The organism is Kitasatospora hibisci, from assembly GCF_043950205.1.
Classification (GTDB): Bacteria; Actinomycetota; Actinomycetes; order Streptomycetales; family Streptomycetaceae; genus Kitasatospora; species Kitasatospora hibisci.
The window spans coordinates 1324911-1348888 of record NZ_CP171642.1; the positions used below are offsets into that span (position 1 = coordinate 1324911).

The 23978-nt window shown below is 75.6% G+C and carries 16 protein-coding genes; 5 read left to right on the plus strand and 11 right to left on the minus strand.

The window, feature by feature from the left end; genetic code table 11:
* Nucleotides 1–66 precede the first annotated feature (66 nt).
* The 6 genes from ACF9IK_RS05665 to ACF9IK_RS05690 form a co-directional block, all read right to left on the minus strand.
* Nucleotides 67–1920, minus strand: a complete 1854-nt coding sequence (locus ACF9IK_RS05665) for a non-ribosomal peptide synthetase (protein WP_395293133.1) — start codon at nucleotides 1918–1920, stop codon at nucleotides 67–69.
* A gap of 48 nt (nucleotides 1921–1968) precedes the next feature.
* The gene (locus tag ACF9IK_RS05670) at nucleotides 1969–3159 is read right to left on the minus strand and encodes an acyl-CoA dehydrogenase family protein (RefSeq protein WP_395293134.1); all 1191 of its coding nucleotides are present in this window, start codon (nucleotides 3157–3159) and stop codon (nucleotides 1969–1971) included.
* Nucleotides 3156–6335 (minus strand): non-ribosomal peptide synthetase, encoded by a 3180-nt coding sequence (locus ACF9IK_RS05675; RefSeq protein WP_395293135.1) that lies wholly within the window; start codon nucleotides 6333–6335, stop codon nucleotides 3156–3158. Before ACF9IK_RS05675 ends, ACF9IK_RS05670 begins: the two co-directional genes overlap by 4 nt.
* Nucleotides 6336–6543: 208 nt before the next feature.
* Nucleotides 6544–7848 (minus strand): condensation domain-containing protein, encoded by a 1305-nt coding sequence (locus tag ACF9IK_RS05680; RefSeq protein WP_395293136.1) that lies wholly within the window; start codon nucleotides 7846–7848, stop codon nucleotides 6544–6546.
* A gap of 157 nt (nucleotides 7849–8005) precedes the next feature.
* Nucleotides 8006–9391 carry an MFS transporter gene (locus ACF9IK_RS05685; protein ID WP_395293137.1) on the minus strand — a complete coding sequence of 462 codons (1386 nt, stop codon included), beginning with the start codon at nucleotides 9389–9391 and terminating at the stop codon, nucleotides 8006–8008.
* 469 nt (nucleotides 9392–9860) lie between these two features.
* Nucleotides 9861–10739, minus strand: coding sequence for a hypothetical protein (locus ACF9IK_RS05690; protein WP_395293138.1), 879 nt, complete (start codon nucleotides 10737–10739; stop codon nucleotides 9861–9863).
* 427 nt (nucleotides 10740–11166) lie between these two features.
* Between ACF9IK_RS05690 and ACF9IK_RS05695 the strand changes: the two genes are divergently transcribed.
* Together ACF9IK_RS05695 and ACF9IK_RS05700 are read left to right on the plus strand one after the other, a co-directional pair.
* Nucleotides 11167–11562, plus strand: a complete 396-nt coding sequence (locus ACF9IK_RS05695) for a hypothetical protein (protein WP_395293139.1) — start codon at nucleotides 11167–11169, stop codon at nucleotides 11560–11562.
* A gap of 262 nt (nucleotides 11563–11824) precedes the next feature.
* Nucleotides 11825–12526 carry a class F sortase gene (locus ACF9IK_RS05700; RefSeq protein ID WP_395293140.1) on the plus strand — a complete coding sequence of 234 codons (702 nt, stop codon included), beginning with the start codon at nucleotides 11825–11827 and terminating at the stop codon, nucleotides 12524–12526.
* Between the two features lie 159 nt (nucleotides 12527–12685).
* Here the strand turns inward: ACF9IK_RS05700 and ACF9IK_RS05705 are convergent, their stop codons facing one another.
* Together ACF9IK_RS05705 and ACF9IK_RS05710 are read right to left on the minus strand one after the other, a co-directional pair.
* Nucleotides 12686–13717 carry a methyltransferase gene (locus ACF9IK_RS05705; protein ID WP_395293141.1) on the minus strand — a complete coding sequence of 344 codons (1032 nt, stop codon included), beginning with the start codon at nucleotides 13715–13717 and terminating at the stop codon, nucleotides 12686–12688.
* Between the two features lie 46 nt (nucleotides 13718–13763).
* The gene (locus ACF9IK_RS05710; protein WP_395293142.1) at nucleotides 13764–14855 is read right to left on the minus strand and encodes a right-handed parallel beta-helix repeat-containing protein; all 1092 of its coding nucleotides are present in this window, start codon (nucleotides 14853–14855) and stop codon (nucleotides 13764–13766) included.
* 275 nt (nucleotides 14856–15130) lie between these two features.
* Here ACF9IK_RS05710 and ACF9IK_RS05715 point away from each other — a divergent pair, with 275 nt between their 5' ends.
* From ACF9IK_RS05715 to sph, 3 genes are all read left to right on the plus strand, one after another.
* Entirely contained in the window at nucleotides 15131–16105 is a 975-nt protein-coding gene (locus ACF9IK_RS05715) for a deoxyribonuclease IV (RefSeq protein ID WP_395293143.1), read from the plus strand.
* 156 nt (nucleotides 16106–16261) lie between these two features.
* Nucleotides 16262–18358 (plus strand): MMPL family transporter, encoded by a 2097-nt coding sequence (locus ACF9IK_RS05720; protein WP_395293144.1) that lies wholly within the window; start codon nucleotides 16262–16264, stop codon nucleotides 18356–18358.
* A 72-nt stretch (nucleotides 18359–18430) separates the two neighbouring features.
* A complete protein-coding gene (sph, locus tag ACF9IK_RS05725) occupies nucleotides 18431–19429 on the plus strand; it encodes a sphingomyelin phosphodiesterase (RefSeq protein WP_395293145.1) in 999 nt (332 codons plus the stop codon).
* 23 nt (nucleotides 19430–19452) lie between these two features.
* Here the strand turns inward: sph and ACF9IK_RS05730 are convergent, their stop codons facing one another.
* The 3 genes from ACF9IK_RS05730 to ACF9IK_RS05740 form a co-directional block, all read right to left on the minus strand.
* The gene (locus ACF9IK_RS05730; RefSeq protein ID WP_395293146.1) at nucleotides 19453–19716 is read right to left on the minus strand and encodes a hypothetical protein; all 264 of its coding nucleotides are present in this window, start codon (nucleotides 19714–19716) and stop codon (nucleotides 19453–19455) included.
* A complete protein-coding gene (locus tag ACF9IK_RS05735) occupies nucleotides 19713–22868 on the minus strand; it encodes an SNF2-related protein (protein ID WP_395293147.1) in 3156 nt (1051 codons plus the stop codon). The genes ACF9IK_RS05730 and ACF9IK_RS05735 overlap by 4 nt, the downstream gene beginning before the upstream one ends.
* Nucleotides 22869–22969: 101 nt before the next feature.
* Nucleotides 22970–23899, minus strand: a complete 930-nt coding sequence (locus ACF9IK_RS05740; RefSeq protein WP_395293148.1) for a LysR family transcriptional regulator — start codon at nucleotides 23897–23899, stop codon at nucleotides 22970–22972.
* Between the last annotated feature and the right edge of the window lie 79 nt (nucleotides 23900–23978).

A 23978-nucleotide genomic window follows, 5' to 3' on the forward strand; every position in this document is an offset into this window, starting at 1 on the left:
CCGGTCGCTGCCGGGGGCGCCCTGCTACGGGGTACGGACGGGGCCTACGGGAGGGCGGCCGGGCCGTCAGCCGACGGCGCTGGGCAACCGCTCCTCGACCAGCCGCCCGAGGGCGCGCAGGTCGGGCTGGCGCAGCAGCTGCGGGGCGCGCAGCCGGACGCCGCACTCCTCCTCCAGGGCGGCCAGCAGGCGCGCGGCGACGATCGAAGTCCCGCCCGCGTCCAGGAAGTTGTCGGCGAGCGCGAGGTCCGGCCGGCCGAGCAGCTCACGGCAGATCCGCAGGACGACCCGCTCGGCGGGACTCGCGTCCTCCTCCGGGGCGGTCGGGTGGACCGGCTCCGCGGCGGCGAGCAGGGCCGGACGGTCGACCTTGCCGTTGGCGTCCAGCGGGAAGGCCTCGACCAGCCGGACCGCCGTGGGCACGGCCTGCTCAGGCAGCCAGGGCCGGACGGCGTCCAGCAGCTCGGCGGCCGTGGGCGCCTCGCCGGCCGGTGCCTCCCCGCTCGGCGCGGGCTGGACGAAGGCGGTCAGCTGTACGCCGCCCGCCGGTCCGGGCCGGGCCGCCACGACCGCCCGCCGCACCCACGGGTCGCGCTCGAACGCCGCCTCGACCTCCGCGGGCTCGATCCGCACGCCGCTCACCTTGACCTGGTCGTCCAGCCGCCCGAGGAACTCCAGCACGCCGTCCGGGCGCATCAGCACCCGGTCACCGGTGCGGTAGACCCGGTCGGCGCCCTCGATCCCGGCCGGTGCCTCGACGAAGCGGCGGGCGGTGAGCTCCGCATCCAGGTAGCCGATGGCCAACCCCCTTCCGCCCACGCGAAGTTCGCCGGCCTGCCCGCGCGGCACCGGGCGGCCGTCCGGGTCGGCCACCAGCACCACCGCGCCGGGGATCGGCAGGCCGATCGGCGGCGCGTCGGCGCCGTGGCCGCCGCCCGGGGACATGGTGTGGACGCTGGTGACGACGGTGGCCTCGGCCGGCCCGTACGCGTTGTGGACGGTGGCGGTGACGTCCGGCCCGGGGGCGCGGCGCAGCCGGTCGCCGCCGATGCAGAGGTGACGCAGGGCCAGCCCGGTCGGCCACGGGCGGTCCAGCACCGGCTCGGCGAGCGGGGTCGGCAGGACGGCGACGGTGATGCCGGCCTCGCGCCACCAGTCGGTGAGCGCGGAGCGGTCCCACCGGACGGCGTCGGGGGCGACGCTGAGGGCGGCGCCCGAGGTGAGGGTGGCCCAGAGCTCCATCAGGTGCGGGTCGAAGGCGACGCCGATCAGCAGGCTGTGCCGGTCGCCGGGCCCGAGGCCGGTCAGCTGCCGGTACCACTGCAGCAGCGCGCCGAGCGCGGACTCGCCGACGGCCACGGCCTTGGGGGTGCCGGTGGAGCCGGAGGTGAGGACGGCGTAGTGGGTGCCGGCCGGCGCGCGGACGGCGGCCTCGCCGCCCCCGGTCTCGGCGGCGAAGGCGGCGACCACGGTGGCGGCGGCGTTCGCCCCCTCCACCGGGAGCGCCAGCGGCAGCTGCTCGCCGGCCCGGTGGGCGGGCGGCAGCAGCGCCGGGTCGCCGATCAGGCAGGCCGGCCGGAGCTGTTCGGCGACGGCCTGCAGCCGCCGCTCGCCGGGGCGCGGCCCGAGCGGCAGGTGGACGGCGCCGAGCCGGGCCACGGCCAGAGTCGCGGCGACCAGCGCGGCCGAGTGGTCCAGGCAGACGCCGACCAGGTCGCCGCGGGCCACCCGGCCCTTCAGGCTCTCGGCCGACTCCGCGGCGAGCCGGTCGAGTTCGGCATAGGTCCAGCTGCGCTCGCCGTCGACCAGCGCGGGGGCATCCGGGGTCCGGTGGACCCAGTGGGTGAAGAGGTCGAGCACCGCACCCTCCTGGTGCGGCCGGCCGTAGCCGATACTGAGCTCGGACTGACGGTCAGTCATGAGTGTTTCTCCGAAGGTCGCGTGGCGGATTTCGCAGGCGGGAGCGGCTCAGCCCAGGCCCATCGCCCGGGCGACGATCACCTTCTGGACCTCGGAGGTCCCCTCGATGATCGTCGTCATCCGGACGTAGCGGTACAGGAACTCCAGCGGGTGCCCGCGCACCCAGCCGGTCGCGCCGTGCACCTGGAGCGAGCGGTCCACCGCCCGGACGGCGGTCTCGGAGGCGGTCAGTTTGGCCAGCGCGGCGTTCTCGGGGGCCTCGGTGCCCTCGTCCACCAGCCGGGCGCAGGCCAGGGTGAGCAGCTTGGAGGCCTCCACCTCCGCCCGGGTGGCCACCAGGTGTTCCTGGACGTGCTGGTAGTTGCCGATCGGCTCGCCGAAGGCCTGCCGCTCCCGGGCGTACTCGACGCCCAGGCGGAGCGCGTACTCGGCGACGCCGTTGCACATCGCGGCGACCACCAGGCGACCGCGCGAGAGGCTGTCCATGGCGAGCGCGGTGGCGGCTCCGACGCCCTCCTCGCCGCCGATCACCGCGTCCATCGGCGCCCGCACCTGGTCCAGGGTGAGCTCGAACAGCGGCTCGCCGGACATGCCCTCGTAGCGCTGGCCGATCCGCAGGCCCGGGTGGTCCATCCGGAGGACGAAGGCGGTCGCTCCGCCGGTCGGGCCGGCGCCCTCGCCGAGGTCGGTGGCGGTGACGACCAGGGCGATGTCGGCCCGGTCGGCGTTGCTGACGAAGGTCTTGCGGCCGTTCAGCACCCAGCCGTCGCCGTCGCGGACGGCGGTGGTGGTGAGCCGGAAGGCGTCGGAGCCGGCCTGCGGCTCGGTGAGCGCGAGGCAGCGCGCCTGCTCGCCGCGGACCAGCGGAACGAGGTGGCGCTCGATCTGCTCGGGGGTGCCGTGTCGCAGCAGCGGACTGGGCCCGTCCGAACCGGCCAGCGCGTACGGCGCCAGCGGGCAGCCGCTGCGCCCGGCGGCGTGGTGGAGCAGCACGACGGCGGTGAACGGCATGTCCGCGCCGCCGAGTTCCTCGGGGTAGTCGCCGGCGTAGAAGCCGAGCGCGGCGGAGCGCTTGCGGACGTAGGCCCGCAGGTCGGCCGGCGGCTGGTCGGCGGTCTCGGGCAACTCGGCTGCGAGCGGCACGAGTTCGCGGCGGATGAAGCTCTCGAAGGCGTCGACGAGCTCACGGTGGCCGGCTTCGAGGACGCTGGAGGGGGTGGACAGCGCGGAGGTGCTCACTGGTTCGCTCCGGTCAGGGCGCGGGCCTGGTCGGCCAGGACGGGGTGCTGGAAGAGGGTGCGCAACTGCGGGCGGCTGCCCAGGCGCGGCTCCAGCCAGGCCGCGAGCCGGGCGGCGAGCAGCGAGTGCCCGCCCACCTCGAAGAAGTGCGAGTCCGCGGTGAAGCGGTCGTGGCCCAGCACCTCCTGCCAGGCCTCGGCGATCAGGGCCTGCCCGGGGTCGGTGAAGGCCTGCTGCTGCGCCTGCGCCGGCTCGCCGGCCGGCCCCGCCTCGGCGGCGATCCGGGCCAGGGCCGCGCGGTCGGGCTTGCCGCCGGGCAGCAGCGGCATGGTGTCCAGCGCCGTCCAGGCGGCCGGGACCAGCCCGCCGGGCAGCCGGCGGCCGAGGGCCTGGTGCAGGGCGGCCTGGTCGGGCTGCTCGGCACCCTCCAGGAACCCGAGCAGCCGGGGACCGGACGCCTCGTCGTGGTGGAGGACGACGGCGCAGGAGCGGCCACCGAGCTCCGCGGAGGCGGCGGCCTCGATCTCCTCCAGCTCGATCCGGTAGCCGCGCAGCTTCACCTGGTTGTCCTGCCGGCCGAGGAACCAGAGCCGGCCCTTCAGGTCGCGGTAGCCGCGGTCGCCGGTGCGGTAGACCCGCTCGCCGCCGAGCGCGGGCACCGGTACGAAGCGGGCCCCGGTGACCTCGGGGAGGCCGAGGTAGCCCTCGGCGAGCAGCGCGCCGCCGATCGCCAGCTCCCCGACCGCGCCGGCCGGCAGCGGGTGGAGGCCGTCGTCCAGAACGTGCACCCGCACGCCGGGCAGCTCGGTGCCGAGCGGGATCTCGGCGGCGTCCTCGGCCAGGTCGGCCTCGGTGACCTCGTGCACGGTGGAGGTGACGGTCGCCTCGGTGACGCCGTAGGCGTTCAGCACGGTGGCGGTGGTGGCGCCGGCCAGGCCGCGCAGGGCGCGGGCCGGCAGCCGCTCGCCGCCGAGCACCAGCAGGCGCGGCGACCAGCGGCCGTCGCGCAGCGCCTCGGCCAGGTCCTCCCGGACGGCGAGGAAGTAGCTGGTCGGCAGGTTGGCGACGGTGACGCCGCGGGCGGCGAGGACGGCGACCAGCTCCGGCCCGGTCGGCACCTCGCGCTGCGGCACCACCAGGGCGGCGCCGGCGGCCAGCGCGGGCAGCACCTCCTCCAGCGACACGTCGAAGGACGGGCGGGCGAAGAGCAGCACCCGGTCGGCGGGGCCCAGTCCGTACCGTCCGGCAACGGCGGCCGCATAGCCGACCAGCGCCTCCCGGCCGACCAGGACCGGCTTGGGCACGCCGGTGGAGCCCGAGGTGTGGATGAGGTAGGCGGCGCCGTCGAGGACCGCGGCCGGCTCCGCCTTGGGGAACGCCGGGCCGTCCAGCAGGGCCGGGGTGACGCCCTCGGCGGGCAGCGCGAGCGCGCTCTGCCGGGTGGCGAGGACCAGCGCGGGGCTCAGCCGCTCCAGCAGCAGGCCCAGACGGGCCGCCGGGTCCTCGGCGGAGAGCGGGGCGTACACCGCGCCGTGGCGCAGGCAGGCGAGCAGCGCGACCACGCTGTCGACCCCGCGCGGCAGGACGGCGGCCACCGGCTGGCCCGGCGTCACCCCGGCGGCCCGCAGACGGTCGACCAGCTCGCCGACCCGGCGGTCGAGGTCGCCGTAGCTGAGCCGTTCGGTACCGGCGAGCACGGCCAGGGCGGCCGGGTCGTGGGCGGCGGCGGGGTCGAGGACAGCGGCCGCGTCCAGGGCGTGTCCGGTGGCTGCCTGCTCGGTGGCAGTCTCCTCGGGGGCGGCCTGCTCGGGGGCGGCCTGCTCGGGGGCGGCCTGCTCGGGGGCGGTCGAGGCGAGCGCGGCGAGCGGAGCCTGCGGCCGGTCGAGGTAGCGGCGCAGCAGCTCCAGCAGGCGCCCGGCGAGCAGTTCGGCGATCTCCTCGCCGAACAGGTCCGCGTCGTAGTCCCAGACCAGAGTCATTCCGGCCGCGCCGTGCTTCTCGCCCACCACCCGGCGGTCGTCGGGCAGCAGCACCACGTCGAGGTCGAATCGGGTGGTGCCGGTGTTGAATCCCTCGTAGAGCGAGACCTCCAGGCCGGGCGCCTGGATGTCCGGCAGCGGCGCGTCGTGCGCACTGAACATCACGTCGAACAGCGGGTTGTCGGCGCCGCTGGTGTGCCGGCCCAGTGCTCGGGTCAGCTCCTGGACGGGGACGTCCTGGTGGGGCAGCGCGCGGAAGAGGACGTCGGTCACCTCGTCGACCGCCTCGATGCCCGGGGCGGCCGGGTCCAGCCGCAGCCGCAGCGGCACCGTGTTGACGAACATGCCCACGGCGCTCTCGAAGCCCTGCGGCCGGTTGCCGACCGCAGTGCCGACCACCAGCTCCGGGTGCCCGCTGTGGCGGCGCAGCAGTTCGGCGAAGAGCGTGAGCAGGGTGGAGAACGGGGTGTGGCCGTCCTCCCGGCTCCGCTCGCGCAGCCGTTCGGCCAGGTCGGCGCCGATCGACTGGCGCAGCTGCCCGCCCCGGTGGCGGCGCGCGACGCCCGGACGGGCCAGCCCGGGTAGCGTGAGGTCGAGCGGGGCGTCCTGCAACTCACGCTTCCAGAAGGCGAGTCCGCGCTCCCGGGCGTCCGCGGCGGCGGACTCGGCCGTGCGCACGTGCTCCTCGTACGAGCGGGCCGCAGGCAGCTCGGCGGGCTCGCCGAGGACGTGCCCGCGGTAGACCGTGAAGAGGTCGCGGAGCAGGATCGCGAAGGAGTGCCCGTCGTGGATCAGGTGGTGCTCGACGTGGATCAGCCGGTGGTGGTCCTCGGCGAGCCGCACGAGGTGCCAGCGGAGCAACGGCGCCGCCGAAGTGTCCAGCGGCTCCTCGGCCTCGGCCCGGAGCAGTGCCTGGAAGGCGGCCTCGGGGTCGGCCTCGCCGGCCAGGTCGCCGATGCGCAGCCGGGGCTCGGTCCGGGAGCCGACCCGCTGGGCGGGCAGCCCCTCCGGTCGGGCCACCAACTCCAGCCGCAGGCCCGGGTGGTGGGCGAGCACCGCGGCCATTCCGGCGCGCAGCGCGTCCGTGTCGAGCGGGCCCCAGAGATCGAGGGCGGCGGTGAAGTTGTAGGCGCGACTGCCGGGCAGCATCTGCTCGTGCAGCCAGACGATCTCCTGCGAGGAGGAGAGGGCGAACATGACGAACTCCCTTTTGGTGGTGGGTTGTTGTTCGGTTGTGCAGCCGAACGGCGGTGGCCGTCCTGCTCGGTTCGCGGCCGGCGCCGGGGGTGGGGGCGTGGCCGGCCGACCGCCGGGCGGGTGCGCCCGGATCGGGCGGCCCGGCGGGCGCGAGGGGGTGACTGTGGGGTGGTGACGGGACCGCGGTGCGGGGTCGGCCGGGCCGGGCTCAGGCCGCCGGCCCGCCCAGGTGCCGGCTCAGGGCCGACAGCATCGCCTCGAAGGCGTCCTCGGCGGCGGCGTCCGGGTAGCGGTCGCGGTCCCAGGCGAGCCGGACCAGCAGGTCGTCGCCGTGCGAGGCGGAGACGGCCAGCGGCGCGGCCAGCGGGCGTCCGGCCAGGTGGGTCTCGCGGCCCGCCGTTCCGGCGAGCACCAGCGGCGGGCGGCGCTGCAGGTCCTCGAAGGTGAGCAGCCCGTCCAGGGCGCCGGACCAGCGCGCCCCGGCGGAGCGGGCGGCCCGGACCACGTCGTCGAACGGGGTGTCGGCGTGGTCGAGGTCGTCCCACCAGGCCGCGCTCAGCTCGTCGAGGCCGGCGCGGTCAGCCTGTCCCGTGGCGGGCCTCGCCGGCGCGGGGTGGACCAGGGTGTTGAGGAAGCAGCCGACCACCGGTGCGGCACCGGGCGGCCGCCCGCCCCAGGGGTAGCCCAGCGCGAGCGCCCGGTCCCCTTCGCCGAGCCGGTGGGCGGCGACACCTACGGCGTCCAGCAGCGCGGGGAAGAGCGCGCCCCGGGCCGCCCCGGTGGCGGCCGGCAGCCGGTGGGTGACCATCCCGGTGGACCGGGCCGCCGGGCCGGCGTCGCCGGCCCCGCCGAGTCCGCCCAGCCGGGCGGCCCAGTACGCGTGCGCGGTGGCGCTCGCGGCCGCGTCCTCGGACGCCAACTGCATTTCCACCGCCTCCCGGTAGGCCGCCGACCCGTCGTCCCCCGCCGGCCCGGCGGACCCGTCCTCCGCGTAGGCGGCGGCGAGCCCGGCCGTGACCAGACCGAGCGACTGCTCGTCGCAGGCCGCGTGGTCGAGGGCGACGGCGAGCAGCTCCTCCTCGTCGTCCGGGGCGGCCGCCAGCAGCAGGCGCAGGGCCGGGCCGTCGGCCGGCCAGTCGAGCAGAGCGCGGCGCAGCGCCCCGTCGGCCGTGCCGTCCGGGCCGGTCTCCGCCCGCTCGACCGCGACCGACGGTCCGGCGAGGCGCAGCACGGGAGTGCCGCGCACGGTGGCGAAGGAACCGCGCAGGGCGGGGTGGGAGGCGGCCAGCCGGACGGCGGCGCGGTGCAGCCGCGGCAGGTCGACGGTGCCCCGGGGATAGGCGAAGAAGAGCGGCACGATGTCCGTCCGGCTCTGCGGGTCGCGCCGCCGGGCGATCAGGAAGCGGCGCTGGGCACCGGTGAGCGGGAGCAGCCCGCCCCCGGAGTCGGCGACGGAGTCGGCGGCGACGGAGCGGAACCGGGTGAGGTAGGCGGCCGTGATGCTGGAGTGCACGGAAGGATCTCCGCTTTCGGTTCGGCGGATCGGATCGGCGGATCGGGAGGAGAGGAGGCTGGCGGGGCGGGACTCGGGGGCGGGGCCGCCCCCCGTCCGGGCAGGACGGCCCCGCCGGACGACCGGTGCGGTCACCGGCGCGTGCGGGCCGGGCGGGTCAGCGGGCGGGTCTGGCATCCTCCGGGGAGGGCGCGGCCTCCCCGGCCGTGGCGCTGCCGGGCCCGCCCGGGGCGTGCTCCCGGCCCGCCTCGGCGGAGCCGGCGTCCGCAGGAGCGTGCGCCTCGGCCGGGCCGGCGCCGGTCGGCAGCTCCCGCATGCCGCGCAGCGGCGAGAGCAGTAGGGGAAGCGGCACCACCAGGAACCCGGCCCCGCAGACCCAGAGCGCGGCGCGCGCTCCGGCGGCGTCGGCCACGGCGCCGCCGAGCAGCGCACCCAGCGGCAGGGTGCCCCAGACCAGGAAGCGCATCGTCGCGTTCATCCGGCCGAGCAGCCCGGGCGGACAGACGCTCTGCCGGAAGCTCACCTGGGCGACGTTGTAGACCACCGCGCCGAACAGGACCGTGCCCGAGGCCAGCCCGAACAACGCCACGCCGGCTCCGTCGCCGGTCAGCGGCCAGAGCAGCGCGAACGGTCCGGTGAGAACCGGGGCGAGCCAGATCAGCCGGGCCTGGCCGATCCGGCGGGCCAGCGGGCCAGCGCAGAGCGCCCCGGCCAGTCCCCCGACCGCCGAGACGGAGAGCAGCACCCCGATGGCGGCCGGCGAGAGGTCCAGCACCCGGACCCAGAACACCGTCTGGACGGCCATCAGGACGGCGGCGAACAGGTTGGAGACGGCGGTGGCGGCGGCGATCGACCGCAGCAGCGGGTGCCGGAGCACGAACCCGACGCCTTCGGCGATCTCCGTGCGCAGCGAGCGCCCGGGGTCCGGCGGGGGCGGCGGCTCCTCCTCGGCGCGGATGCGGGCGAGCAGCACCGCGGAGGTCAGGTAGCCCACCGCGTCGGCCGCGATCGCCAGCGGCGCGCCGAGCAGCTGGACCAGCCCGCCGCCCAGCCCCGGGCCGGCGACCTGGGCCGAGGAGCGGACGGTCTCGATCGCGCCGTTGCCGGCAACCAGGCGCTCCCGCGGCAGCAGTGCCGGCAGGAAGGACTGGTGGGCCACGTCGAAGAAGACCGTCGCCACGCCGGTGACCAGGGCGACCAGGTAGAGCTGGGCCATCGTCAGCACGCCGAGGGCGGCGGCCGGCGGGATCGACCCGACGGCGAGGCAGCGCACCACGTCGGCGCGGATCAGTACGGGCAGCTTGCGCATCCGGTCCAGCCAGGCACCCGCGGGCAGCCCGACCAGCAGGAAGGCCGCGGTCTCCGCCGCCGTCAGCAGACCGACCTGGAACGGCGCGGCGTCGAGCTCCACCACCGCGACCAGCGGCAGTGCCACCAGGGTGACCTGACTGCCCACTTGGGCCGCGACGGCCCCCGACAGGAGGAGGCGGAAATCGCGCAGACCCAGCAGGCGGGCGGGGTTCGGACGAGGCATGTCGTTCATCAGTACGACTCTCGGTTACCGATTCGACACCGGGCAACCGGTCGGTTCGTTTCCGGCCTTCCGCCACAACGGCCGGATTCCGCCCCTTCCCCGGCCCGGTCGCGCTCCATCCCGGCCCACCGCCCGCCGGGCCGGGCCACCGCCGGGAGTCCGACCAGCGACATCCCGACCGGACGGAATCCAAACCAGGATCCGCGCCACATCGTCCGAATACCGGACAGGCATGATCTGGCCATCGGACAGCCGCCGCCAACATGGCCGGAACCTGCAAAGTCTTGACCATTCGTCACTCTGGCGTGGCCTCGCCGTGCTATCGGGCACCCGGCCGCACCCGGGTCCGGGCCGCCGCGCCCGTTCCCCATGCCGTCACACCCGTACGCCGACGCCCGGCCCCCGACGTCGGGCGGACGTCGGAGGCCGGGCGTCGGGCGCCGAAGGCGGCCGGGGGCCGGCGGCGGGGGGTGCGGGCTCAGGCCGCGCCGAGTGCGGCGTCCGGGGTCTTGCCCGCCTGGGCCTGCTCGATCCGCTGGACCAGCATCACGGCCAGCTTCCGCGTCGCCGCCGGGTCGGCCGGTCCGCCCTCGGTGGTCACCGCGGCGACCAGCGTGCCGGAGCGCAGGACGATGCTCACCCCGTCCCGGCCGGCCAGCTGGCCCTGGAACGCGCGGTACTCGCTCCCCAGCGGCACGATGTCCACCGCCCGGTACGTGCTCGCGTCCCCGTACGACGCGTACACCTCGGCGAGCTTCTCCTTGGCGGCGGCCTTGGTCGGCAGCGTGTCGATCGCGAAGCGCGCGGTCACCTCGCCGAGCGAGAAGCGGGCCGTCCCGCTGAGCGGCTTGCCGCTGCACGCCCCGCTGCCGGAGCAGGTGATGGCGTGGTCGGCGGAGTCGACCCGGCGCTTCTCCTCCTCCCAGCCGGTCATGGCCTTGCCGTCGGGCAGCAGTTGCAGGAGGAGCTTCTCGTCGAGCACCAGCGCGTCCGAGTCCGCGGTGGGCGCCGGCAGGGCGCCGCCGCCGGACGCGCCGCCGCCGGAACCGCCACCCGCCCCCGGCGTCGACGCGCCGCCCGTGGGCGCCCCGGCCGTCCCGGAAGCGCCCGGCGTACCGGCCGCGGCGGACGCGCCGCCGCCGGCGGCGGCCCCGCCCGTGGGGGCCGGCGCCGAGGCCGAGACCGAGGCCGAGGCGGCGGCCGAGGCCTGGCCCGACGCCGCACCCGCGGTGGCGGACGCACCGCCCTGCGCCGCGTCCCGGGAGGTCGCCGACCCCCCCGAGCTGCACCCCGTCAGCACGCCCAGCAGCACCCCTGCGGCCGCCGCGGCAGCCACCTTCCGACCGACCGTGCCCATCGCCCGCTCCCTCTCGTGTCAGTGGCCCCTCAAGATAGACGCGGGCAGGCGCCCCCGGTTCCCCGGGGTCCGGTAAGGCCCGCCCCGGACGGCGGCGGCCGGCCTTCGAGGACGACCGCGGCACCGGGGCGGGCCGGGCTCCGGAGCAGCAGACCGCGGTCCGACCACCCGTGTCCGGAGCACAGCCGTGGGTGCGAGGCGGGCGACGCGCGCAAGGGCCCGGCCCGGATTCACCCGGACCGCCCGTGCACTCGGGTGAACACGCCCGGGAGACCACCCGAAGGGGCGCACCGCCGCGGCCACCGCCGCCGTCCTCCGGTGGCAGCGGCGCCGAAGGTGGTTGACGGTGGATCAGGCGCAGCACCGCGAGTCCCCTTGGCCGACGACGTGTCGGCAGTCGCGGCTCCGCGCCGGAAGGATCAACATCATGCGTTCTGCACGCACGCTGCTCGCCGGGGCGGTCATCGCCGCCGCCGCCGCGACCATCAGCGCCCCTGCCGCCTTCGCCGACGGCGGCGACAAGAACCTGACCTGGCAGGAGAAGCAGGAGAAGGCCGCCAGCCCCGACGGCCAGAAGACCTGGGACGAGAAGCAGGAGAAGGGAGCCTCCTCCGGCTCGTCCGGCTCCTCCTCCTACGGCGAGAAGGGCGACAAGGGCGAGAAGGGCGAGGAGAAGGCCCCGCACGGTGGTGTGCACACCGGTGGCGGCGGCCTGGTGTCCGGCGGCGGCCTCGCCTCCGGCGCCGTCCTGCTGCTCGGCGGTCTCGGGGCCGGTGCCATCGCGCTGCGCAAGGGCCGTCGCTCGGCCGGCGCCGCGATCTGAGCCGGGCGCCGTCCGACGCCTCCCCGCCGTGGCCGCCGCCCCTGCGCGCAGGCCGCGGCGGGGGCGCGCGGGTCCACCGGGCCCGCCGAGCGGCCACGAGCGGTTTCGCCGCAACGGCCGGCGCAAGATCACCGACTCGTCGTGGCCGACGCGTGCCGGCCGGCTCGTCCTCGGCGAGTCGCCGCGGCCGGATCGTGACGACCGGGTCGTGGTGACCGACTCGTGGTGACAGAACAGTCCCGCACGGCCGAGGAGTGGAACGATGGCCGGTCTGGTTCCTGGTACGTCCCGGCTGCTGCGCGCGGGTATGGGCGCGGCGGCGGCCGGTCTGCTGCTGATCTACAACTCGGTGGACTCCGGGTCCCCGGCGGAGCCCGCCTCGGGCCAGGCCGCGCCCCCGGCGGCCAGCGCCGGCCCGACGCCCGGTGCTGCGGCCCCCGCGCCCACCGCGCCCGCCGCGCCGAAGGCCGCCGCCCAGGGCGCCGCGGCGCCCCCGCTGAAGCGGGCCGCGCCGACCCGGCTGCGGATCCCGCAGATCGGTGTGGACGCCCCGTTCACGGAGCTGACACTCGATCCGGCCGGCCAGCTCAACGCACCGCCGCCGGACGACAAGAACCTGGTCGGCTGGTACCGGGACGGTGTGACCCCCGGCGAGCGCGGCAGTGCGGTGGTGGCCGGGCACGTGGACACCACCAAGGGCCCGGCGGTCTTCCTGCTGCTGAGCCTGCTGCTGCCCGGCAACAAGGTCGAGGTGCAGCGGGCGGACGGTACGGTCGCCGTCTTCTCGGTGGACTCGGTGGAGACCTTCTCCAAGAGCGCCTTCCCCGACCAGAAGGTCTACGGGAAGACGCCCGACGCCCAGCTGCGGCTGATCACCTGTGGCGGCACCTACGACAGGAAGCGCAAGGACTACCTCGACAACGTGGTGGTCTTCGCGCACCTGGAGTCCTCGCGGCGGGCCTGAGCCCGCCGCCGCGGGGCCCCGGTCGGCGACCTCGCCGACCGGGGCCCCGCCGTTCCCGGCACCGGTTGCCGGTCGCCGGTGCGGGCGAAGCGCGGAACCGCCCGCACCGTTCGCCGGTGCGGGCGGTTCGCTGGGCGCCGGCTGCCCGGCGCGGGTGGCTCAGCCGCGGACGGTGGCCTCGAAGGCGTGCAGGTAGGGGTTGACCTCGCGGACGCCGGCGACGGACAGACCGGCCTCCTCCATCAGCCGCACCATGCTCTCCTTGGAGTGCTTTGCACCGCCGACGTTGAGCAGCAGCATCAGGTCCATCGCCGTGGTGAAGCGCATCGAGGGGCTGTCGTCGACCAGGTTCTCGACCACCACGACGCGGGCGCCCGGCTTGGCGGCCCGAACCACGTTGGCCAGGGTGCGACGGGTGCTCTCGTCGTCCCACTCCAGGATGTTCTTGATGATGTAGAGGTCGGCGCGCACCGGGATGTCGACCCGGCAGTCGCCGGGCACCAGCCGCGCCCGGGCGGCGAAGGCACCGCCGTCGCGGAGCCGGGGGTCGGCGCCGGCGACCACCTTGGGGAGGTCCAGCAGGGTGCCGTGCAGCGCGGGGTGCTTCTCCAGCAGGCTGGCCAGCACGTGGCCCTGGCCGCCACCGATGTCGACCACCGAGTCGATGCCCGTCAGGTCGAGGTAGGCGGCGAAGTCGGCCGCGGACTGCCGGCTGGAGGTGGTCATCGCCCGGTCGAAGACCCGCGCGGAGTCGCCGCCCTCGCTGTGCAGGTAGTCGAAGAACTCCTTGCCGAAGATCTCGGGGAAGACGTTGCGGCCCGAGCGGACGGCTTCGTCCAGCATCGGCCAGGCCTCCCACGTCCACGGCTCGGTGCACCAGAGGGAGATGTAGCGCAGGCTGTTGGGGGCGTCCTCGCGCAGCAGCCGGGACATCTCGGTGTGCTCGAACCGGTCGTCGCCGACCTCGTGGAAGATGCCGTAGCAGGTGAGGGCGCGCATCAGGCGGCGCAGCGGCTTGGGCTCGGTACCGAGCTCGGCCGCCAGGTCGGTGACGGCGGTCGGGGTGTCGCCGAGCGCGTCGGCGACGCCGAGCCGGGCGGCCGCGCGGACGGCGGCGGCGCAAGCGGCGCCGAAGACGAGTTCCCGCAGGCGCATCGCGGCCTGCGGGGTGGTGGCGGGTGCGGTGGTCATGTGCCGTCTTTCTGCAGGTGGGAAGGGTGGCGTTGGGCGTGCGGGGTCAGCAGCGGCCGGCCGGCACGGACACCGCGCAGTGGTTGCCGACGAAGGTGTTGGTGGTGCCGGTGTCGGCGTCGACCAGGTCCGCCGGGCTGTTGCCGGTCAGGTGGTTGCCGCTGATGGTGTGGCGGGCGTTGGGCGTGCCGACCAGGCTGCGGAAGAGCACGATGCCGCCGGACATCGACGAGGCGCCGACGTTGTCGCGGACCTGGTTGTCGGTCACCCGGGTGTCCTCGGCGCCGGTGAGCAGGATGCCGGTGCCCTGGATGTAGTCGAGCCGCGGGTTGGGCGGGCAGTACTTGTTGTTGGCGAGCACCCGGTTGCGGGTGACGCTCAGCGCGCCCGCCTTGGGCACGCCCTCGTCGCCGACGATGAAGACGCCGCCGCAGTTGCCGCGGACCTCGTTCTCCTCGATGCTCAGGTCGCGCAGCCGGCGGACGGTGACGCCGATCCGGTTCTCGGAGAGCCGGTTGCCGCTGACCAGCGTCCCCTCGGTGTCGGTGGCGCCGCCCTCGTTGACCACGCTGTTCGCGAGGAAGATGCCGGACTGGCCGTTGCGGGCCGACTCGTTGCCGACGATGACGGCGCGGGTCGACTTCTCCTGGCTGATGCCCTGCTGGACGTTGTCGTGGACGTAGGTCGCACGCAGGGTCATGCCGGTGGTCGAGGCGATGTTGATGCCGTTCTTGGGGAAGCCGGTGACGGCGAGGGCCTCGACGGTGACGCCGCGCAGCGGCTCCGCGTCGGCACCGGCGACGCAGAGTCCGTGACCGGCGGCGGCGCAGACCGTGTCGCCGGCGGTGCCCTCGTCGGCGTTCCCGGGGACGATCACGCTGCTCCGGCCGACGCCGCGCAGGGTGAGGCCGGGCGTGGTGATCCGGACGCTGCCGTAGTAGGTGCCCGGCAGCAGCTGGACGGTGTCACCGGGGCTGGCCGCATCCACGGCCTGCTGAATCGATTCGCCCGGGCGGACGAGGTGCAGTCCGCCGGCTGCGTGGGCCGCGGGCGCGGCGGCGAGGGTGGCGAGGACGGTGGTGAGGGCGGTGGCGGCGGCGGTGGCCGCGGCGAGGTGGTGGACCCGTCGCGTGGGCATGAGTTGGTGACCTGCTTTCTGGCGCGCTCGCGGGACTCCGGCGCGGTGACGCGTTGTGAGTGGGAGACGACGGCCGGTGGTGGCCGGCCCGAATCGACGCTATGGGTGCACGGGTGGACCCGCCACCAGGGCTGGGCTGTGGGGCTGACGGTGCGTCGGCCGAGGCGGTGACGAGGCCGGGCTCGACGGGGCCGGGCGGCTGCGGAGGCCGGCGCGACGGCGGTGGCCGCCACCCGCGCCGGGGGCGGGAGCGCCGCCGTGGCATGCTCGGGGCCATGAACACCGCTGCCGCCCTACCGCCCGCCGCCCTGCCCGCGGCGGCCGCCGTCCGCAACCCGATCGGCGCCCACGTGCCGGTGGCCGCCCGCGGGCTGGCCGGGACGGGCCTGGCGTACGCGCGGCGGGTGGGCGCGGAGGCGGTCCAGGTGTTCGTGGCCAACCCGCGTGGCTGGGCCACTCCCCCGGGCAACCCGATCCAGGACGCGGAGTTCCGCACCGCCTGTGCCGAGCAGGGCGTTCCGGCGTACGTGCACGCGCCGTACCTGATCAACTTCGGCTCGGACACCGCGGCGACGCGCGAGCGCTCGGCCGACTCGCTGCGGCACTCGCTGCTGCGCGGCCACGCGATCGGCGCCCTGGGCGTGGTGCTGCACACCGGGTCGGCGGTCGGGACGGCGCCGGGCGGCGGGTCGCGGCGGGCCGAGGCGATGGCCCAGGTCCGCGCGGACGTCCGCCCGCTGCTGGACGAGCTGGACGCGCTGGGCGACCACGCGCCGTGGCTGCTGCTGGAGCCCACCGCAGGCCAGGGCAGCTCGCTCTGCTCGCGGATGGAGGACCTCGCGGAGTACGTGGACGCGCTGGACGGCCACCCGAAGGTCGGGGTCTGCCTGGACACCTGCCACGCCTTCGCGGCCGGGCACGACCTCGCGTCGCCGGGAGGCGTCCGGGAGACGTTGGACGCGCTGGTCGCGGCCGCCGGGCCGGGGCGGCTGCGGCTGATCCACGCCAACGACTCGGAGGACGCGGTCGGCGCGCGCAAGGACCGGCACGCGAACATCGGCGCCGGGATGATCGGCGCGGAGCCGTTCCGGGAGCTGTTCGAGCACCCGGAGACCGCCGGCGTCCCGCTGGTGGTCGAGACCCCGGACCGAAAGCACGGCGGGGACGGTGCGGGCCACGCGCTCGACATCGGGGTGCTGAAGGAGCTGCGGGAGCGGGCCGCCGTTCCGGGGCAGCGCTCGCGCCGCTGACGGCGGGGACGGCCGCGCGGCAGCGGCCCGCGGAGAGCGGAGACGGGAGCGACCCGCGGGGAGCGGGGCACCGACCCGGCCGCACTCCGGCTGCCGGGTCGGCGGGCCGGTGAGAGGCTGGAACGAGTTGACGCCTCAGGCCCCTGGGGGTTTCCGATGAGCCCGACCCGGAGACTGGCCGCACTCCCGTGCGGGCGCCGCAGCAAGTGGGTGGTGCTGGCCCTCTGGCTGGTGCTGCTGGTGGTCGCGGGTCCGCTCGCGGGCAAGCTCAACGGCGCCGAGGACAACCAGGCCTCCAGCTGGCTGCCCGGCAACGCCGAGTCCACCCAGGTGCTCAACGAGCAGCGCGCCTTCCAGCCGGTGGACACCGCGCAGGCCGTGGTGGTCTACCAGCGCGACGGCGGGATCACCGCGGCCGACCGGGTCGAGGCGGCCCGGGACGCCGCCGCCTTCGCCACCGCGCCGCACGTCCTGGGCCAGGTGGTGGGACCGGTGGTCTCCGCCGACGGCCAGGCGATGCAGACCATCGTGCCGATCGACATCGGTACCGGCGGCTGGGAGGCCCTGCGCCCGGCCGTGGACGACCTGCGCGCCACCGCCGCCGACGGCAGCCAGGGCATGGTCACCTACGTCACCGGCCCCGCCGGGATCGGCGCCGACCAGGCCGAGGTCTTCGCGGGCATCGACAGCACCCTGCTGGCCGCCACCATCAGCGTGGTGATCATCCTGCTGCTGCTGACCTACCGCAGCCCCGTCCTGTGGCTGCTGCCGCTGCTCTCCGCCGCCGGGGCGCTGGTCGTCTCCCAGGCAGTGATCTACCTGCTGGCCGACCACGTCGGACTGACCGTCAACGCGCAGAGCGCGGGCATCCTGATCGTGCTGGTCCTCGGTGCCGGCACCGACTACGCGCTGCTGCTCACCGCGCGCTACCGGGAGGAGCTGCGAAGGCACGAGGACCGGCACGAGGCGATGGCGTTCGCCCTGCACCGGGCCGGCCCGGCGATCCTGGCGTCCTCGGCCACGGTGGTCGCGTCGATGCTCTGCCTGCTGGTCGCCGAGATGAACTCCACCAGCGGCCTCGGGCCGGTCTGTGCGATCGGTGTGCTGGTGGCACTGGTCGCGATGCTCACCCTGCTGCCGGCACTGCTGGTGGTCTTCGGCCGGTGGGTGTTCTGGCCGGTCAAGCCTGCGTACGGGACGCCGGAGCCGACCCGGACGGGCCGCTGGGCGCACGTCGGTGCCTGGATCGGCCGCCGTCCGCGCAAGGTGTGGATCGGCACCACGCTGGCCCTGGCCGCCTGCTGCGTCGGCCTGGTCTCGCTGAACGCCTCCGGCCTCAGTACGGCCGGCACCTTCACCGGCAAGCCGGACTCGGTGGTCGGCCAGGAGGTGCTGCAGGACCACTTCCCGGGCGGGACGGGCGCGCCGCTGACCGTGATCAGCACAGAGGCCGGGGCCGTCGCCGTTCGGGCGGCGGCGACCTCGACGCCCGGGGTCGCGGGGACGTCGGCGCCCGAGGTGCACGAGGGCAAGGCGCTGTTCAAGGCCACCCTCACCGATCCGCCGGACAGCCAGGCCGCCGAGGACACCGTGGACCGGGTGCGGACGGCCGTCCACGCGGTGCCGGACGCGGACGCCAAGGTCGGCGGCAGCACGGCGGTGATCCTGGACGCCGGGCGCGCCGCGACGAACGACAACCGGACGATCATCCCGCTGGTGCTCGGCGTGGTGCTGGTGATCCTGGCACTGCTGCTGCGCGCGATCACCGCTCCGCTGGTGCTGATCGCGACCGTCGTGCTGTCGTACGCGTCGGCGCTCGGGATCAGCGCGTTCTTCTTCGAACACGCCTTCCACTTCGAGGGCCAGGACAACGCCTTCCCGCTGTTCGTCTTCGTCTTCCTGGTGGCGCTCGGCATCGACTACAACATCTTCCTGATGACCCGGGTACGGGAGGAGTCCGTCCACCAGGGCACCCGGATGGGGGCGATCACCGGGCTGGCGGCGACCGGCGGGGTGATCACCTCGGCTGGGCTGATCCTGGCGAGCACCTTCGCGGTGCTCGGCACCCTGCCCCTGGTCGGTTTCGCCGAGATCGGCTTCGCGGTGGCCCTCGGCGTCCTGCTGGACACCCTGGTGGTGCGGTCGGTCCTGGTCACCGCGCTCACCATGGACCTGGACCGGCGCATGTGGTGGCCAAGCAAGTTGTCCAAGCAAGTCGCCGATTCGGAGGGCGAGTTGGCCAGACAGCTTTAAGTTACCGTCGAGTTCATACGGTGATCGTCCGATGTCTTGCCAGGCGTGGCCGGAGGCGCGTTCACTGCGGGCATGCCAACTCCCACCACGCTTCGCCGCGGCACGCGCCTGGCCGCCGCCGCTGCCGTCGCCGCGGGCCTGATCGCCCCGCTGACCGTCACCCCGACCGCCTCGGCCGCCACCGTGCCCGCAGGATCGGTGCCCGCGCTCAAGGTACTGACGTACAACGTCTTCCTGATGAGCAAGAGCCTCTACCCCAACTGGGGCCAGGACTACCGCGCGAAGGCCATCGCCGCCGCGGACTTCTTCCAGGGGCAGGACGTCGTCGTCCTCCAGGAGGCCTTCGACAACGCCGCCTCCGACCTGCTCACCTCGCAGGCCTCGGCCGCCTACCCGTACCACACCCCGGTCGTCGGCCGGTCGACCAGCGGCTGGGACGCCACCGGCGGCAGCTACAGCTCCACCACGCCGGAGGACGGCGGGGTCACGCTGCTCAGCAAGTGGCCGATCCTGCGCAAGGAACAGTACGTCTTCAAGGACGCCTGCGGGGCGGACTGGTGGTCGAACAAGGGCTTCGTCTACGCCGTGCTGAACGTCAACGGCCTGCGCACCCACGTGGTCGGCACCCACCTCCAGTCCACCGACACCGGGTGCTCCGCCGGTGAGCCGGCGGCCGTGCGGGCGGCGCAGCTCAAGGCGATGAAGTCGTTCATCGACGGCAAGGACATCCCGGCCGCCGAGCCGGTGGTCATCGCGGGCGACCTCAACATCAACTCGCACGACACCGAGTACCCGTCGCTGCTCGCCAACGCGGGCGTCGCACCGGCCGACACCCGCAACGGCTGGGTCGACTCCTTCGACACCGTCGACAACTCGATCGCCGCCTACCGGTACCCCGGCGAGCCCAAGGAGGACCTGGACTACGTCCTCTACCGGACCGACCACGCCCGGCCGGCGAACTACACCAACACCGTGGTCCGCTTCCACAGCGCACCGTGGACGGTGAGCAGCTGGGGCAGGAGCTACACCTACAACGACCTCTCCGACCACTACCCGGTGACGGCCGGCTAGAGCCGGAAGGCGGGGCGGCGCCGCTACCCGCCGCCCGTGAAGAGCCGGTACGCCGGTCCGAGGGCGGCTTCCAGGGGCCGCCCTCGGACGGTGATCCCGGAGGCGCCGAGCTCGGCGAGCACAGTGCCGGGTACGGGGCTGCCGGCGGCTACCCGCGCGTCGGCCCCGGTGGCAGGCTCGGCGTGAGCCGCCGGGATGCGGGCCTGCCAGAAGGTGTCGAGGCAGTCCGCGAGCGGCCGGTCGCCCGGTACGGGCCGGCGGTCGGGGGCGGGCATCTTGCGGGTCACTCTCCGATCGCGTCGGCGGACAGGACGAGCAGCTCGCGCAGCCGCTCGGCGGACAGTTCGGCCAGCCACTCCTCGCCACCGCCGATCACGGCGTCGGCCAGACCGCGCTTGGCCGCCAGCAGGTCGTCGATCCGCTCCTCCACCGTGCCGACGCAGACCAGCCGCCGCACCTGCACGTCGCGGCGCTGCCCGATCCGGTGCGCCCGGTCGGTCGCCTGGTCCTCGACGGCCGGGTTCCACCAGCGGTCGAGATGGATCACCTGGTTGGCGGCGGAGAGGTTGAGACCGGTTCCGCCCGCCCGCAACGAGAGAAGGAACACCCCTGCCCCGTCTGGACGTTGGAATCGGTCGACCAGCTCGTCCCGGCGCCCCTTGGGCACCCCGCCGTGCAGGTACGGCACGTCCTCGCCCAGCCGCTCGCGCAGGTGGGGCTGCAGCATGGCGCCGAACTCGGCGTACTGGGTGAAGACCAGCGCCCGGTCGCCCTCGGCCAGCGCTTCCTCCAGCACCTCCACCAGCCGCTCGACCTTGCCCGAGCGGCCGGCCACCGCCGTTCCGTCGTGCAGCAGTTGGGCCGGGTGGTTGCAGACCTGCTTCAGCCGGCCGATCGCCGCGAGGACGGCGCCCTTGCGCTCCACGCCGCGCATGCCGCGCAGCCGCTCCAACAGATCGGCCACCACCGCCCGGTAGAGACCGGCCTGTTCGGCGGTGAGACTGCAGTGGACGGTGAACTCCTGCTTGGCGGGCAGGTCCCGGGCGATCTGCGGGTCGCTCTTGCTGCGGCGCAGCAGGAAGGGCCCGGACAGCCGGCGCAGCCGGGCCGCGGCCTCGGCGCTCCCGGCCTGCTCCACCGGGATCGAGAACCGCTCCCTGAACGACTCCGCGCTGCCGAACAGCCCCGGGTTGGCGAAGTCCAGCACCGCGTGCAGCTCGGCGAGCCGGTTCTCCACCGGTGTGCCGGTGAGCGCGATCCGCGGCCCGGAGCGCAACGAGCGGATCGCCCGCGACTGACGGGCCGCCGGGTTCTTGATGTGCTGCGCCTCGTCCGCGACGATCCGCCGCCAGCGGATCGCGCGCAGCTCGGCGGCGTCGCGCTGGACGAGCCCGTAGGTGGTGATCACCAGGTCGGCGGACCGGTCGGGTGCGGAGCGGTCGGCCCCGTGGTGGACGTGGACGCGCAGCCCCGGCGCGAACCGGGCCACCTCCCGCTGCCAGTTGCCCACCAGCGACATCGGGCAGACCAGCAGGGTGGGGCCGGTGGCGCCGCGCTGCTGCTCCAGCGCGAGCAGGGCGAGGGTCTGGACCGTCTTGCCGAGGCCCATGTCGTCGGCCAGCACGGCGCCGAGTCCGAGCCGGCCGAGGGCGTCCAGCCAGGCCAACCCCCTTCGCTGGTAGGGGCGGAGGGTTCCGGTGAAGCCGTCCGGCAGTTCGGGGACGCGGTCGGCCGGGCCGGGCCGGCCGGCCAGCAGGTCCCCGATCGGCCCGGCGGCGCGAACGGCCGTCACCGGTAGTCCGTCCACCACCGCGCCGTCGTCCAGGGCCAGCCGGAGCAGCTCGACCGGCTCCATCACTCCGCCGCCCTGCGCGGCCAGGAAGCTCACGGCGGCGGCGAGTTGGGCCTGGTCCACCTCGATCCAGCGGCCGCGCAGCCGGACCAGCCCCTGCTGGGCCGCCACCAGCTCGTCCAACTCCTCCTCGGTGATGGTCAGTTCGCCGATGGAGAGCTGCCACTGGAAGTCCAGCACGGCGTCCCGGTCCACCCGGGCGGTGCGCCGCACCGACCCCGGGGCGGTGGTCGGTGCCGCGGTGAGGGCTAGGCCGAGCCGGGGGCGACGCTGCCACCAGGCGGGGAGCAGCACGCCGAAGCCGGCCCGGGTGAGGGCGGGGGCTGCCTCGCGCAGGAAGCGCAGGGCGCCCGCACGGTCCAGGTCGACGCCGGTGGGGCGGGGGGCCAGCAGCACGCTGCGCAGCGGCGGGTGGACGCGGGCGGCGCGCTCCAGCTCGGCGAGGAGGGCGGTGGCCGGGTCCGCGACGGTGCGCGTCAGGGCGGCGGCCCCCGCGCCCCCGGTCCAGAGGTCGGCCGCGGGGACGACCAGGGAGGGGTGGTCCGCGGCCTGGAGCAGCAGGTCGAGCCGCCAGGTCTCGGGGGACGCGTCCGGGCCGTCCTCCCGGGACGCCCGCCCGGGGCGGTCGTCCTCGGCGCGGTCGTCCTCGGCGCGGCCGCGGCCGTCCGGGAGGCCGTCCGGGCCGAGGGGTTCGGTGAGGCGGAGGTTGAGCCGGACCGGGCTGTCGGCGGGGCGGGCGGCCCCCCAGGCGGTCAGGCGCTCCGGCAGGTCGGCGGCAGGGGGCCGGTGGAGGCGGCCGTCGGTGGCGTGGAGCGCGGCGAGCCAGGGCTCGGCGGGCGGTTCGAGGTCGACGAGGGCGGCGCGGGCCTCCTGGTCGACGAGGGCGTCGAGCAGGCCGGTCGCCAGCTCGGTGCCGGTCGGGGTGGTGGCAGGGGCGTCCGGCCGGCCCGCGCCCGGGCGGTGCTCGGCCCGGCAGACCGGCGGGCAGCCCTCGGCCAGCGCGGCCAGCTCCCGCCGGGCCGGTGCGTCCGGGGCGGGCCGCCAGCGCGCGTACCACACGCCCGGCCGCTCCTCGGCGAGGACGGGGAGCAGCCGCCCCCGCCCGACCAGCCGCCAGGCGAGATCGTGCACGGCGGACAGCCAGCGCAGCGAGGCGCCGTAGGTGAGCTCGACGGACTCGCCACCGGGCAGTTCCACCGTCGCACCGGGCCAGCGCGGGTCGTACAGCGCCCCCAGCAACTGGGCCGCCCCGGCCGGATCGAACAGCAGTGTCGGGACCCGCCACGCACCGAGCGCGACGCCGCGCGGTGCGCTGCCCACCGGCAGGTCCGGCGACGGGACGGGCCGCTCGCCGAGGGTCGGCAGCAGCAGGCCGGTCCAGCGTTCGTCCGCCTGGCCGGCCAGCCAGCCGAGGCCGGGCCCGACCGCCCCCAGCAGCCGGGCGACCTCCCCCGCCGCGCAGGCGTACGGATGCGCGCCCGCGCCCGGCCGTGCCGTGCCGGGCCGCCCGGTGCGGTAGGCCGCCGCGTCCTCCGCCCAGAGCGCGAGGCGGCCGTCGGCTCGCCAGAGCGCGTGCAGGGCGTACATCGGGGCAGGCCTCCGGGGCGGTGGGACGGTGAGTCTCCCAGCCTAACCACGGCCTCCGACGACCGAGCGGGGCGAGGCGCCGGGGGCCGGCGGCCCCCGGCTCAGGCGGTCGCGCCGGCCCCGGCCGCGTCCTCCGCCGTCGCCGTCGCCGTCGCGCCCACCGTGCGGAAGTGGTCGAGCGCGAACGCGGCGAAGAGGCGGGCGGCGGCCGAGCGGGGGGCGCCGCCGTCGCGGACGAGGCGCAGCTCGCGGTGGCAGTCGGGCTCGGCGATCCGCACCCAGGAGAGCGGCCCGCGGACCTCCGAGGCCCGAGCCATCGCCGGGAGCAGGGCCACCCCGAGGCCCGCCGCGACCAGGCTGACGACGGCACCGGGCTCGTCGCCCTCGCAGGCGACCACCGGCTCGACGCCGGCCCGGGCGAAGAGCCGGTCCGCGAGGACCCGCTGCCAGTGCCCCCTGCTCGGGGTGACCAGCGGTTCGCCCTCCAGCTCGGACAGCAGGACCGCCTCGCGGCCGGCCAGCCGATGGCCGGCCGGCACGGCGAGCAGCACCGCCTCCCGCAGCAACAGCTCCGAGACGAGGCCGGGTCCGACGAGCGGCTGGGACGCGACGCAGAGGTCCACTTCCCGGGTCCGGAGCCGGCGCGCCATGGCGTCGGCGGCCGACTGGCGCAGCCGCACCTCGATGCCCGGGTGGGCGGCCCGGAAGCGGACCAGCAGGCCGGTGACGGTCAGCAGCGTCTCGGCGGCCAGCGTCACCCGGCGGTTGCGTTCGGCAGCGTCGGTCAACTCGCTTGCCCCGTCGTCGAGCTCTCGAAGCGCGCGATCGACGCGGCGCAGGAAGGCCGCACCGTGCCCGTTGAGGTGGATCCGGCGGCCCCGGCGGTCGAAGAGCCGGACCCCGAGCTCCGCCTCCAGTCGGGAGATCGTCCGGCTCACCGAGGGCTGGGCCACCCTCAGCTCCTCGGCCGCCCGGCTGATGTGCTCGTACCGGGCCACCACCTGGAAGCACCGCAGTGCCGGCAGGTCCATCCGCTCATTCCCCTCGGGCCCGCGTCGTCCATGACATCGATGCCGCCCGCACCTTCCGCACCGTCCGCTCATAACACCT

Coding starts and splice junctions, on each gene's coding strand:
- ACF9IK_RS05665 (WP_395293133.1), bottom strand. CDS start 1,920: ATGACTGACCGTCAGTCCGAGCTCAGTATCGGCTACGGCCGGCCGCAC.
- ACF9IK_RS05675 (WP_395293135.1), bottom strand. CDS start 6,335: ATGTTCGCCCTCTCCTCCTCGCAGGAGATCGTCTGGCTGCACGAGCAG.
- ACF9IK_RS05685 (WP_395293137.1), bottom strand. CDS start 9,391: ATGAACGACATGCCTCGTCCGAACCCCGCCCGCCTGCTGGGTCTGCGC.
- ACF9IK_RS05690 (WP_395293138.1), bottom strand. CDS start 10,739: ATGGGCACGGTCGGTCGGAAGGTGGCTGCCGCGGCGGCCGCAGGGGTG.
- ACF9IK_RS05695 (WP_395293139.1), top strand. CDS start 11,167: ATGCGTTCTGCACGCACGCTGCTCGCCGGGGCGGTCATCGCCGCCGCC.
- ACF9IK_RS05700 (WP_395293140.1), top strand. CDS start 11,825: ATGGCCGGTCTGGTTCCTGGTACGTCCCGGCTGCTGCGCGCGGGTATG.
- ACF9IK_RS05705 (WP_395293141.1), bottom strand. CDS start 13,717: ATGACCACCGCACCCGCCACCACCCCGCAGGCCGCGATGCGCCTGCGG.
- ACF9IK_RS05710 (WP_395293142.1), bottom strand. CDS start 14,855: ATGCCCACGCGACGGGTCCACCACCTCGCCGCGGCCACCGCCGCCGCC.
- ACF9IK_RS05715 (WP_395293143.1), top strand. CDS start 15,131: ATGAACACCGCTGCCGCCCTACCGCCCGCCGCCCTGCCCGCGGCGGCC.
- ACF9IK_RS05720 (WP_395293144.1), top strand. CDS start 16,262: ATGAGCCCGACCCGGAGACTGGCCGCACTCCCGTGCGGGCGCCGCAGC.
- sph (WP_395293145.1), top strand. CDS start 18,431: ATGCCAACTCCCACCACGCTTCGCCGCGGCACGCGCCTGGCCGCCGCC.
- ACF9IK_RS05735 (WP_395293147.1), bottom strand. CDS start 22,868: ATGTACGCCCTGCACGCGCTCTGGCGAGCCGACGGCCGCCTCGCGCTC.
- ACF9IK_RS05740 (WP_395293148.1), bottom strand. CDS start 23,899: ATGGACCTGCCGGCACTGCGGTGCTTCCAGGTGGTGGCCCGGTACGAG.